This window comes from Methylomicrobium lacus LW14 (genome assembly GCF_000527095.1).
Lineage (GTDB): Bacteria > Pseudomonadota > Gammaproteobacteria > Methylococcales > Methylomonadaceae > Methylomicrobium > Methylomicrobium lacus.
On the sequence record NZ_AZUN01000001.1, the window covers coordinates 2538399 to 2551023 of the forward strand.

The window sequence follows — 12625 nt, forward strand, 5'->3', positions numbered from 1 at the left end:
GCAAAAGGACAAAAAAAGGGAGCTTAGCGCTCCCTTTTTTGTTTACTTCGTTTACTGCGTCTTGGCGTCGCCGTCCGGTTTGTTGATCTCGATATCCGCATCCGCTTCGAGCATTTCCAGCATCGCATTGAAATCGGCTTGCCCGAATGCCTTCGCGATATTCTTGGTCGCAAGATCCATTTTCTTCTTGTCGTCCTCGCTCATCACGCCCGGGGCAACCCGGTTCAGGCTGACCACCGCCTGCGCGCCGTCAGGCAACTCGGCCACCAGGATCGTCGGCTTGCCGCCGACCGGTTTCGCGGCCTTGAATACCGCATCGCTGAGCGCGTCCGGAATCTCGGTTTTACCGCGCGTATAGCCGGTCAGCTTTTTCACTTCGAGCTTTTCGCTGGCAGCCAGATTCGCGAGGGTTTCGCCCTTTCTCAACGCATCCTTCAGTTTTTGCGCCGTTGCTGATGCCTGCTTCTTGGCTTTTTCGGCCAGCAGCTCGGCGCTGATGCCGGCTTTTACGCTGTCCAGCGCCTGAATCGCGGCCGGCTTGTGTTCGAGCTTACGCAGCACGACCACATGTTCGGCGCTGATTTCGACCGGCGTGCTGTTGTTGCCTTGCAGCACTTCCTCGGTGAATGCCGCTTCGCGAATCTTCGGATTTGCGGCAATGCCGGTGCCGGCAGCCTTGGTAAAGAAATCGGTTTTATTGAGCGTCAGGCCCAAGGCTTTCGCGACCGTATCCAGGTTATCCGGATTTTCATAACTCATCTCGGCCAGTTTTTCGCCGGAATCATAGAAAACCGCTTCGGCCTGCGATTTTTGATACGCCTTCGTCACCTCGGCCTTCACGCTCTCGAACGGCTTGGTTTCGCCCGGCACCAGTTCGGTCACCTTGATCAGGTGGTAGCCGAACGAGGATTTGACCGGCTCCGACACTTCGCCCAGCTTCAGCTTGCCGACCGCGTCTTCGAACGATTTTTCCATCGCGCCGGCATTGAACAGGCCCAAATCGCCGCCGCTCTTCGCGGTCAGCTTGTCGTCAGACACTTCCGCGGCCAGCTTTGCGAAATCCTTGCCAGCCAGATCGGCTTTGGCTTTTTGCGCCTTGGCGAGCGCGGCCTTGTCGTCGGTTTGCGCGTTGACCGCAAACAGAATATGGCTTATTTTCCGGCGTTCCGGCGTGCTGTACTGGTCCTTTTGCTCCGCATAATACGCTTTCAGCTTGTCATCGGTCACTTCGACTTTTTGTGCGATCGCCTCGAGCGACAGTTCCACATAAGCGACCGAGATCTGCTCGGGCGATTTATATTGGTCCTGGTGTTGCTGATAATACGCGTTGACTTCTTCGTTGGCAGGCTGCTCGGTCAGTTTCGGCGGCGTCACGGTCACATACTCGAAATCGCGCTGCTGATTCTGAATCTTGAAAAAGCTCTCGACATCGTAGGAAGTCGCAAAACTGGTATCGGTCACGCTGCCTTGCAGTTGCTGCATGATCAGCGCATTCTTGATCCTGGCGACGAAATCATTCGAGGACATTCTCTGCGCATTCAACAACGATTTATAACGATCTTCGTTGAATTTGCCGTCGACCTTGAAATAATCAAGTTCTTTAATAAAGTCGCGCGCTTCCTGATCGGTCGCAACCAGGCCCTTCGCATGCGCATATTGCAGCAGGACTTCGTCCTTGATCAGTTTATCGAGCGCCTGGGCTTTCAGCGTGGCTTCGTCGATGCCCATTCCGCGCAAGTTCTGGGCGTATTGCTCATAGGCGCGGTTCACATCGTTCTGGAAAAAATCCTTATCGCCAACCGAAGCGACCGGCGCGACTTTGGCGGCGTCGATATAATTATTAATGCCCCATAACGCAAACGGAACACCGATCACTAGCAAGATGACCCATGCGAACGCACCTTGCGCCTTTTCTCTGATTGTCGCCAGCATATGCTCTGTCCTAAAGAAACCACACGATAGTAGGAAAAACCCGGTTAAAAAAAAAGCCCCGGACCGAACGGTACGGGGCTTTCTTATTTTGGCGGAGCGGACGGGGCTCGAACCCGCGACCACCGGCGTGACAGGCCGGTATTCTAACCAACTGAACTACCGCTCCAAAGTCTGGTGGGTGCTGAGGGGTTCGAACCCCCGACCCTCGCCTTGTAAGGGCGATGCTCTCCCAGCTGAGCTAAGCACCCGACTTAAAGATTGTATTATACAGCATCTTTTAAAGATTTGCCAACTTTAAATGCAGGAATTTTTGCAGCCTTGATCGTAATTTCTTCTCCGGTCTGCGGATTACGGCCTTTACGCTCTGGTCTTTCCTTCACAGAAAAGGTGCCGAAGCCGACCAAAGTGACCGAATCGCCTGCTTTCAAGGTCTCTTCGACTGCTTTGATAAAGCCGTCCAGCGCACGGCCGGCGTCTGCCTTGGTCAATCCTGCATTTTGTGCGATTGCGTCAATCAATTCCGATTTATTCATTATTCCCCCTTAAGGAAGTTCTATTCTGTATGTTCTTGGTTGCTCGTTCAACAATAACCCGCTTCAATTCTTATGGGTGCATGAAAACCACACAAGAAAGCGCTCTTTATATCAAGCGCCATCGCCGACTGTCAAGCTCGGAACGCGCAGAATGCCTGCATTTCTGCGCGTTCGTCACAAAACAAAGACCGATCAATGCGCGGTCAATCCTTGATTTTTGATTTTGACCGAATCGAGTTCGGCCTTCGCCTTGTCGTCGGCCTCGTTTTTTACCGTGGGCGTCGGCAAAGATTGCAGGGCGACAGCCAGGACTTCATCGATCCAGTGCACCGGCTTGATGTCCAGGTTCTGCTTGATGTTTTCCGGAATCTCCGCCAAATCCTTCGCATTGTCGGCCGGAATCAATACTGTCGTGATGCCGCCCCGATGCGCGGCCAAGAGTTTTTCCTTCAGACCGCCGATCGGCAAGACTTCGCCGCGCAGCGTGATCTCGCCGGTCATCGCGACGTTCGCGCGCACCGGAATCTTGGTCAGCGCCGAAATGATCGCGGTGCACATGCCGATGCCCGCGCTCGGACCGTCTTTCGGGGTCGCGCCTTCCGGGACATGGATGTGGATGTCGTTGGTCTGGAATACTTCATTGGCGATGCCCAGAATCTCCGCGCGGCTTCTGACGACCGTCATCGCCGCCTCGATCGATTCCTTCATCACCTCGCCGAGCTTGCCGGTCGAGGAATGCTTGCCCTTGCCCGGAATCACCGCCGTTTCGATGGTCAGCAATTCGCCGCCGACTTCGGTCCAGGCAAGTCCTGTGACCTGACCGACCTGATCATGTTCCTCGGCCAGACCGTAATCGAAACGGCGCACGCCCAAAAAGCTGTCCAGATTTTCCGGCGTGACCTCTGTCTTATGATCCGCCGGCTTGAGCAGCAGCAATTTGACCACTTTCCGGCACACCTTCGAAATGTCGCGTTCCAAGCCGCGGACACCCGCCTCGCGCGTGTAATAACGAATCATGTCGCGCACGGCCGCCTCGGTAATCTCGATCTCCTGCGCTTTCAGCCCGTTGTTCTTGACCTGCTTCGGAATCAGATAGCGCATCGCGATATTGATTTTTTCGTCCTCGGTATATCCGGCCAGACGAATCACTTCCATACGGTCCAGCAGCGCCGGCGGAATGTTCATCGTATTCGCGGTCGCGACGAACATCACATCGGACAGATCGAAATCGACTTCCAGATAATGGTCAGAGAAGGTATGGTTCTGTTCGGGGTCCAGCACCTCCAGCAAGGCGGAGGCCGGATCGCCGCGGAAATCGGCGGCCATCTTGTCGATCTCGTCGAGCAGGAACATCGGATTGCGCGTCTTCACCTTGGCCAGATTTTGCAGAATCTTGCCCGGCATCGAACCGATATAAGTGCGGCGGTGACCGCGGATTTCGGCTTCGTCGCGCACGCCGCCGAGCGCCATCCGCACATATTTGCGGTTGGTCGCGCGCGCGATCGACTCGCCGAGCGAGGTCTTGCCGACGCCCGGAGGCCCGACCAGACACAGGATCGGCCCCTTCAATTGTTTGACGCGCTGTTGCACGGCCAGGTATTCGAGAATCCGTTCCTTGACCCTTTCAAGTCCGAAATGATCTTCTTCCAATACCTGTTCGGCGATTTTCAGATCGTGGCGGACCTTGGTCTTTTGCTTCCAGGGCACATTGACCATCCAGTCGATGTAGTTCCTGACCACGGTCGCTTCGGCCGACATCGGCGACATCAGCTTCAGCTTGTTCAATTCGGCCAGCGCCTTGGTCTTGGCTTCCTTGGACATGCCGGCATCTTCGATCTTGTTTTCGAGATCCTCGGTTTCATTCGGCGCATTTTCGATTTCGCCGAGCTCCTTCTGAATCGCCTTCATCTGCTCATTCAGATAATATTCCCTTTGATTCTTTTCCATTTGCTGCTTCACGCGCACGCGGATGCGCTTTTCCATTTCGAGCAGATCGACCTCGCCTTCCATATAGGTCATCAAACTTTCCAGCCGCTTGCCGACATCCATGGCTTCGAGAATGTTCTGTTTCTCGTTCACTTTCAACGCCATGTGCGCGGCGATCGTGTCGGCCAGGCGGCTCAGGTCATCGATGCCGGCCAGCGCGTTCAACACTTCGGGCGGTATCTTGTTATTCAGCTTGACGTATTGATCGAACGAACTGATCGCGGTGCGCTGCAAGACTTCCTGTTCCTGTACGGATGAGGTCAACTGGTCTTCAAGCGTCTGGACCTGGGCCGAAAAATAGCTGCCGGTTTCGACATATTTCAATACCTGGCTGCGCTCGCTGCCTTCGACCAGCACCTTGACCGTGCCGTCGGGCAGTTTCAGCAATTGCAGAATATTCGCCAGCGTACCAATCCGGTAGAGATCGTCGAACTCCGGTTCATCGACCTCGGCTTCGCGCTGCGCGACCAGCAAAATTTGTTTATTGTCCTTCATCGCGGCGTCCAGCGCATCGATCGAACGCTCCCGGCCGACGAATAATGGAATCACCATGTGCGGATAAACCACCACATCGCGCAGCGGCAACACCGGCACCAGCGATAGGGGTTGTGGTATGTCTAAATCTTTCTGTGTGTCCATTCAAGGAACCTTCAACACTGTTCTTGGAATTGTGATTATGGGGATGTCCTGAAAAATAGCAAGCTCCCCGGAAAATTATTCGCGATATTAAGAGTCTTAATAAGCGTCCAATTTTGACCCGTTACCCTATTAATGGTGCAACATCCGACTCAAAATTTTGTTAGCGGCGGAAACGCGCCCGCAACGCTCATGGAGGCCTGCAATGAAAATCCTATTATCGCTGATCCTGTTGTTGCCATTAACCGGCTGCTCAACCCTGCCGCCAGCGATCGAAGACCCGCCGGCGATCGATATTTCATACCCGCAAGCGAGCGCCGATATTACGCGTTATCAAGGCTCGCCGGTGCGCTGGGGCGGCGTGATCATCGACGTGCAGAACGAGCAAGCCTTTACCCGTTTGCAGGTGATGGCCTATCCGCTGAACAGTTACGGCCGTCCGATTCGCGACAAGCCGCATCAGGGCCGCTTTTATGTCGACAGCAGCGAGTTTCTCGATCCGGCGATCTATGCCAAGGAGCAAGAGATCACCGCGGCCGGCGTGCTGAACGGCGACCAGGAGCTGCTGGTCGGTAAAAAGCCGCTCAGGCTACCGGTGATCAAGGCCACTACGCTGCATCTGTGGCCGGAGTATGAGCCCCTGCCTTATTATTATGAAGGCTATTATCCCGGCTATTACCGCTATTACGGTTATCCGTATTTTTGGGGCGGTTACTACGGAATTTATCCGCGCTATTAGCGCCCTAACGCCGTGCCCGCTAAAACGCGGTCCAGCGCCAGCCGTTTGCACAGCGCGGTGATCGCGCGGGCCGCGATCCAATGACCGACATCGTCCACCTTTTGCGAGAAATACGATAATCCGGCGTTTGATCCGAACCGAAAAACGCTGCCCTTGGACGCATTCGTCCCGATGGTTCGCCGCGTTTTCACAACGTCTATTTCAATTCCCAGCCCCCGGCCTAAGTCATTTAAATTTCATATTGGATTAAGCTTAGAGCGTATAATAAGCGGACGGATATCCACTTTCACCGCCATGTCGTTATCGATTCGCTCACTTTTGCCGCTTTTGCTGGTCATCCTGCAATTTTTTGCGCCGTTGTTGCATGCGCATGCGGGACAGCGCGACACGCATTTCGGCCTGCATATTCCGGGTCTTGAAGCCTACAGCAGCGCTTCCGGCGGCAGCATCGCCAGCCAACCCGAGGCAAGTTACGCGGCAGCGAAAGACTGCATCGTTGCGATCGATGACGGCATGCGTGAAAAACGCGCCCACTCGGTCGAAAAGCCTTCCGGCGGCGAATGCCTGCCGCTTCTGGCCTGGATTTTCGACACCGATGCCGAATCCCATCCTCTAGCAGAATTCCCCCATCCTCCTTTGTTGCTGTCGCGGCCGCGCTCTTCGTCGCTATCTCCGCGCGCGCCTCCGGTCATTTAAAGTTCTGATGTCTTCCTGAAGAGGAAGCTATAACCGTCAGGCTTTTCAGCGAATCTTGCTTTTTTTAGCGCGTTCTCTCATCGAATTGCCTGTGTCATCCAGAGCGGCGCTGCCGCCGCATTGAGCATTATTGTTATGACTGCACCTAATTTTCACCGCAGCCGCCGCGTCATCGTGACGCTTTGCGCTTCGCTGCTGTCTTTTGCCGCGCCGGCGGAAGACATCGACCGGCCGCCGGCGTTACATCCGGATGCCAAACCGATCGTCGACCATCATGATCCGATCGAAGTCGATGCTTCGTTGAATCTGGCCAAGGTGATCGACCTGACGCTGGAAAAATTTCCCGACGCCGCCTGGCTCTCCGCACAGGAAGCGGAAGCGGCAACGATCCTGGAACGCAGCAAGAGCTGGACATCCGGCGCCTCCCGAGCCGGCCTGCGTTTTCAGGAAGCGACCAGCGGCACACTGCATTATGTCGACGCGACCGTGCAGGTGCCGTTATGGAACTTTGGCCAGCGCGATGCGGAACACAGCCTGGCCGACAGAGCGCAAGCGAGCGCCACCTCGCAATCGCAAGCGACTCGGTTGCGCGTGGCCGGATTGGTCAGGTCCGCGCTCTGGGATATGGCTTTGCAAAAAGTCCGTTATGATCAGGCTCAGGCCGAGGTCAGCAATTACGAGCAGCTCTTCGCGAAAATTCAGCGCCGAGTCGAATTGGGCGACCTGCCGCGCGCCGACGAGTTGCTTGCGCAAACCGAATTGCTGCAAAAACGCGCGGCGCTGACGCTGGCCGAAGCCGAGATGATGCATGCGCGGAAACGCTATGCGAGCATCACGCAAACCACCAAAGCGCCCGCCGAGTTCAAAGAAAAACTGATCGATCTCGACGAAATCCAGAAAAATCACCCTGCCCTGGCCTCGCTGCACAGCCAACTCGAACGCAAAAGAGCCGAAATTGAATCGTTGAAACTGATTGGTTCCGGACAAACCGACCTGACGGTTGGCGTAAACAGCGATCGTCCGAGTCAAAATGATCCGCGCAGTAACAATACCGAGAGCTTCAATATCGGCGTAACTGTACCTTTCGGAGGCAATGCCCACATCCAGCCGCATATCGCTGCCATCCAGGTGGAAGCGGCCAAATTACAATCTGAATATCAACAACTCTATCGAGATCTCGAACTGGCGCATCACGAGGCTGAGCACAACCTCGAAGTCAACAAGGAGGAATTGAAAATCGCCGAAGAAATGAAAAAGGTCGCCGAAGAACATATGCAGATGATGGAGCTCAGTTTTTCGACAGGCGAAATCGATTTGATGGATTTGCTAAAAATCAAAGCCAGAACCCTGCAGGCCATCCTGAACGCGAAGGAGCGTTCGGTCATCTTACAACGCGATATTGCTTTTTATAATCAGGCGGTCGGAGTGATGCCATGAGAAAGATAATGATTAAACGTCAGACGATGGTTTTACTAAGCGCTTGCCTTGCGCCTTTTGCCATGTTGCATCCCGACCTCTCTCTGGCGGTCGCCGCCAATACTGAAATGCGCGTCACCATATCGGCTGACCGCTTCAATAATTTAGGCGTGACGCTGGGTAAACTCGAGCCCGTCGCGCAAATTCCTATGCTGACCGCGCCGGCCAAAGTCGTGGTGCCGCCCGCACACGAATATCTGGTCAGCGCCTCGCAATCGGGTTTGATTACCCAATTGAACGCCTCGATCGGAGATCTTGTCCGCAAAGGCGATGTATTGGCGGAATTGAACAGCCCCGATTTGCTCTCGATGCAGCGGCTGTATTTGAAGGCCGAAAACGAATTGCAGTTGGGGTCGCTGTCCAATCAGCGCGATAAAAAATTGTTTGAAGAAGGTGTGATCGCCGAGCGCCGCTGGCAGGAAACCCATAGTCAATACAACGCCTTCGCTTCCGAAGCCAATGAACACCGGCAGTTGCTCGAAATCGCCGGCATGAGTGCGGCGGAAATCAACCGTTTGAAAAGCACGCACCGGCTCAACAGCAAACTGCAAGTACGCTCCCCTATTTCCGGCTCCGTGCTGGAGCGGATGGGTGTTGCCGGATCGCGGGTCGACATGCTGGCGCCGCTGTACCGGATCGCCGATCTGAGCGAGCTTTGGCTTGAAATCAATATTCCTCAGGAACGCGCCGCCCAGATCAAAATCGGCGACAAGGTAGTGCCGGAGAATACTGACCCTTTCGCCGAGAAAATCAGCGCCAAAATCAGCCAGCTGAGTCAAAACGTGAATCTGGAAAACCAGACCGTTCTAGCCAGAGCGATTATCGACGGCAAACACCCCTCCATCCGCCCCGGACAGCGGATTAATATTCAGATCATGCAGGCCACCGCGACACCGGCCTTCAAAGTACCGAATGCGGCAATCGCGCAAAACGAAGGCAAATCGTATCTGTTTATCCGTACCCCGGATGGCTTTCGGGTCACGCCGATTGCGATTATCGGCAAACAGAATGAAGAATCGGTGATCGGAGGCGAGTTAAGCGGCGACGAGGACATCGCGGTCAAAGGCGCGGTCGCGCTGAAGGCGAACTGGCTTGGCCTCGGGAGCGGCGAATAATGGCTAAGCTGATTCAATTTGCGCTGAGTCAGCGCATCCTGATTCTATTGTCGGTGCTGCTGCTGGCAGGCGCGGGCTATCATGCCTTCACGCATATTCCGATCGACGCGTTTCCGGAAGTGTCACCGACGCAGGTTAAGGTGATCGTGAAGGCGCCCGGCATGACGCCCGAGGAAGTCGAGGCGCGTATCACTGCACCGATCGAAATCGAACTGCTCGGCATACCGCATCAGGTGATGCTGCGCTCGATCGCCAAATACGCGCTGACCGACATCACGGTTGATTTTACCGAAGGCACCGACATCTACTGGGCTCGGCAGCAGATCGCCGAACGCCTGAACGGCATGTGGGGTTCTCTGCCTTCCGGCGTCGAAGGCGGTATCGCGCCGATGACCACGCCGCTCGGTGAAATGTACATGTTCTCGATCGAAGGCGGCGACCTTAGCCTGATGGAACGGCGCGACCTGCTCGACTGGGTGATTAGACCAGCGCTGCGCACCGTACCCGGCGTCGCGGACGTGAATTCCCTCGGCGGCCTGGTCAGAAGCTTCGAAGTGATTCCGGACAATACCCGGATGACCGCGCGCGGCATCTCGATCGACCGGTTGACCCAGGCGATCGAAGCGAACAACCGCAACGACGGCGCAGGGAGGATGACAGACGGTGAAGAAGCCTTGATCGTGCGCGCCGAAGGCCGCATCAAGACGCTCTCCGACCTGAACGGCATCGTGATCGATAACCTTAACGGCATTCCGGTGACGGTCGGCGATGTCGCCGAGGTCAGAATCGGCTCAATGACCCGCTACGGCGCGGTCAGTAAAAACGGCAAGGGTGAATCGGTCTCCGGATTGGTATTGAGTCTGCGCGGAGCTAACGCGCGGCAGACAATCGCAGGTCTCGAGGACAAACTGGCCGAGATCCGCCCCGGCTTCCCGCCCGGCGTCGAAGTAAAGGTGTTTTATAATCGCGGCAATCTGGTCGACAAGGCGGTCGATACGGTGCTGCATGCGCTGTTCGAAGCGATCGTGCTGGTTGTCGTGCTGTTGATCGCGTTTTTGGGCAACCTCAGGGCGGCGGTCACCGTGGCGCTTGCCTTGCCGATGGCGGCGCTGTTCACCTTCATATTGATGAATCAAATCGGCATGTCGGCGAACCTGATGAGCCTTGGTGGCCTCGCGATCGCGATCGGCATGCTGGTCGATGCGGCGGTCGTTGTGGTCGAAAACATCATCACCCACCTCGCCCATACCGAAAAAGCCCAGCGTTTGCCGCGCCTGCATGTGATCTACCGCGCCGCGCGCGAGGTCGCAGCGCCGGTGACTTCAGGAATATTGATCATCATCATCGTATTCCTGCCGCTGCTGACCTTGCAAGGACTCGAAGGCAAGCTGTTCACGCCGGTCGCGCTGACCATCGTCTTCGCACTGAGCGGTTCGTTGGTATTGTCGCTCAGCGTGATTCCGGTCGTCTCGTCCTTCCTGCTCAAAGAGGTTTCGCACGAAGAGCCGTGGCTGCCGCGGCACTTGTTGAAACTGTATCAGCCGATGCTGGCATGGTGTCTCGTGAATTACAAGAAGCTGTTCGCAGGTGCAGGCGCTTTAATGGCGGTAACTGCGATCGTCTTTACCCAGATCGGTAGCACCTTCATGCCGACGATGGATGAAGGCGACATCATCGTGCAGCTCGAAAAACTGCCGTCGATTTCGCTCGAACAATCGGTCGCGCTGGACGGGCAGGTGCAGAAAAACCTGCTCAAACAGGTTCCCGAGATCGACACGATCGTCTCGCGCGTCGGCTCGGACGAGCTCGGCCTGGACCCGATGGGCCTGAACGAGACCGACACCTTCCTGGTGCTGAAGCCGAAGGAAGAATGGCGGATGCAAAGCAAGGACGAACTGCTCGAAAAGATCCGCGGGGTGATGGCAGAAACGCCCGGCATCGCCTTCGGCTTTACCCAACCGATCGAAATGCGCGTTTCCGAGATGCTGACCGGAACGCGCGGCGACGTCGCGGTCAAACTGTTCGGCAGCGACCTAACAGTACTCGGCGACAAGGCCGAACAAATCGGCGACATCCTGCGCCATATCGACGGCTCCTCCGATGTGTTCGTCAAACAAAACAGCGGCATGCAGTTTCTGCAAGTGACCATCGACAAGGCGCGCGCGGGCCGTCTGGGCCTCGACAGCGACACCGTCGAAACGCTGCTGCGCTCGCAGATCGAAGGCCTGAAGCTCGGCATCGTGCAGGAAGGCATCAAGCGCACGCCATTGTTGCTGCGCGGCGACAGCAACACCGCCAGTTTCGACAACCTGCAAATCGCACTGCCCGGCGGCGGCCATGTGCCGATCACCGGCATCGCCAAACTCGAAAAAGTCGAAGGCGTGGTCGCGATCGGCCGCGAACGCGGCCAGCGCTTTACGGTCGTGCGCAGCAACGTGCAGGGCCGCGACTTGGTCAGCTTCGTCGAAGAAGCCCGGCAAAAGGTCAAGGAACAGGTCAAACTGCCGACCGGCTACACGGTCGAGTTCGGCGGCCAGTTCGAAAACCAGCAACGCGCGGCCGCAACCCTGTCGGTCGTAGTGCCGGTGTCCCTGGGATTGATCTTCTTGCTCCTGTTTTCGACCTTCGGCTCGGTGCGCCAAGCCGTGCTGGTATTGTCGAACATTCCGCTCGCGATGATCGGCGGCGTCTTCGGTCTTTGGCTGTCCGGCGAATACCTGTCGGTGCCCGCTTCGGTCGGCTTCATCGCACTGCTCGGCATCGCGGTGTTGAACGGGGTCGTGATGGTCAGCTATTTCAACCAGTTGCTGGCCACCGGCATGGACCTCGCCAAGGTCGTCGTGATCGGATCGGCAAGGCGTTTACGGCCGGTGTTGATGACCGCCAGCATCGCCGCGTTCGGCCTGATCCCGCTCTTGTTCGCGACCGGACCCGGCTCCGAAATCCAGCGCCCGCTCGCGATCGTGGTGATCGGCGGCCTGGTCTCGTCGACCTTTTTAACCCTCTTCCTGCTGCCGATCCTGTTCAAACTGTTCGGCCGCGCCCCGGAGCAAGCATGAGCAGCAAAGAATTTCTCGTCACCCTGAACGTGCCGACCAGCCTCGAAGAAGTGATCGTCGATTGTCTTTTAACCTTCGAATCCGAACACGGCTTCAGCAGCTTTCCGGTCTTCGCGCACGACCACCGCAACGAAGGCCTCTCGCTCGCCGAACAGGTCTCCGGCCGGCAAAAACGGCTGCGCTTCCAGATGTATGTCGAGGAAGCGGTGTTGACCGCGTTATTGGCGCGGCTCCGGGAGGAATTTTCCGGCGCGGGGATTAGGTACTGGGTGATGCCGGTGGTGGATAACGGGGTGATATAGCCAGTCCAAAAAAATCCGTAGTCAATTGGTATTGTTGTAAAAAATATAAAACACCCGAGATATTGTTGAGTTAATTCACTCGATGCCGATATAATAGCTAATCGATACCAACTTTCAAGTTTATAAGACTCTGTAGATAGCTCATCAAAGC

Annotated in this window: 10 protein-coding genes and 2 tRNA genes; 6 read left to right on the top strand and 6 right to left on the bottom strand. The window is 56.0% G+C overall.

The genetic code is table 11. From position 1 onward, the window contains the following. Window positions 1-51: 51 nt before the first annotated feature. The 5 genes from METLA_RS0111505 to lon all read right to left on the bottom strand — a co-directional run bounded on the left by METLA_RS0111505 (window position 52) and on the right by lon (window position 5090). Complete coding sequence (locus METLA_RS0111505) at window positions 52-1932, bottom strand: SurA N-terminal domain-containing protein (RefSeq protein WP_024298696.1); 1881 nt, start codon at window positions 1930-1932, stop codon at window positions 52-54. A gap of 89 nt (window positions 1933-2021) precedes the next feature. Continuing rightward, window positions 2022-2098 (bottom strand) — tRNA-Asp (locus METLA_RS0111510). Window positions 2099-2104: 6 nt separating this feature from the next. Next, window positions 2105-2180, bottom strand: a tRNA-Val gene (locus tag METLA_RS0111515). Window positions 2181-2195: 15 nt separating this feature from the next. Then, on the bottom strand, window positions 2196-2465 hold the full coding sequence (locus METLA_RS0111520) for an HU family DNA-binding protein (RefSeq protein ID WP_024298697.1): 270 nt from the start codon (window positions 2463-2465) through the stop codon (window positions 2196-2198). 192 nt (window positions 2466-2657) lie between these two features. Beyond that, window positions 2658-5090 (bottom strand): endopeptidase La, encoded by a 2433-nt coding sequence (gene lon, locus METLA_RS0111525; protein ID WP_024298698.1) that lies wholly within the window; start codon window positions 5088-5090, stop codon window positions 2658-2660. A 202-nt stretch (window positions 5091-5292) separates the two neighbouring features. On the opposite strand from lon, the gene METLA_RS0111530 reads away from it, so the two are divergent. Further along, window positions 5293-5826 carry a Slp family lipoprotein gene (locus METLA_RS0111530; RefSeq protein WP_024298699.1) on the top strand — a complete coding sequence of 178 codons (534 nt, stop codon included), beginning with the start codon at window positions 5293-5295 and terminating at the stop codon, window positions 5824-5826. On the opposite strand, the gene METLA_RS0111535 is transcribed toward METLA_RS0111530, so the two are convergent. After that, window positions 5823-6017 carry a hypothetical protein gene (locus METLA_RS0111535; protein ID WP_024298700.1) on the bottom strand — a complete coding sequence of 65 codons (195 nt, stop codon included), beginning with the start codon at window positions 6015-6017 and terminating at the stop codon, window positions 5823-5825. The genes METLA_RS0111530 and METLA_RS0111535 overlap by 4 nt on opposite strands. A 103-nt stretch (window positions 6018-6120) precedes the next feature. Here METLA_RS0111535 and METLA_RS0111540 point away from each other — a divergent pair, with 103 nt between their 5' ends. The 5 genes from METLA_RS0111540 (at window position 6121) to METLA_RS0111560 (ending at window position 12474) form a co-directional block, all read left to right on the top strand. Further along, a complete protein-coding gene (locus METLA_RS0111540) occupies window positions 6121-6522 on the top strand; it encodes a hypothetical protein (RefSeq protein WP_024298701.1) in 402 nt (133 codons plus the stop codon). Window positions 6523-6657: 135 nt separating this feature from the next. Then, window positions 6658-7959 carry a TolC family protein gene (locus tag METLA_RS0111545; protein WP_024298702.1) on the top strand — a complete coding sequence of 434 codons (1302 nt, stop codon included), beginning with the start codon at window positions 6658-6660 and terminating at the stop codon, window positions 7957-7959. Between the two features lie 8 nt (window positions 7960-7967). After that, window positions 7968-9113 (top strand): efflux RND transporter periplasmic adaptor subunit, encoded by a 1146-nt coding sequence (locus tag METLA_RS0111550; protein ID WP_245598783.1) that lies wholly within the window; start codon window positions 7968-7970, stop codon window positions 9111-9113. Then, window positions 9113-12172 (top strand): efflux RND transporter permease subunit, encoded by a 3060-nt coding sequence (locus METLA_RS0111555; RefSeq protein WP_024298704.1) that lies wholly within the window; start codon window positions 9113-9115, stop codon window positions 12170-12172. Before METLA_RS0111550 ends, METLA_RS0111555 begins: the two co-directional genes overlap by 1 nt. Beyond that, complete coding sequence (locus METLA_RS0111560; RefSeq protein ID WP_024298705.1) at window positions 12169-12474, top strand: DUF3240 family protein; 306 nt, start codon at window positions 12169-12171, stop codon at window positions 12472-12474. Before METLA_RS0111555 ends, METLA_RS0111560 begins: the two co-directional genes overlap by 4 nt. Window positions 12475-12625: the final 151 nt, after the last annotated feature.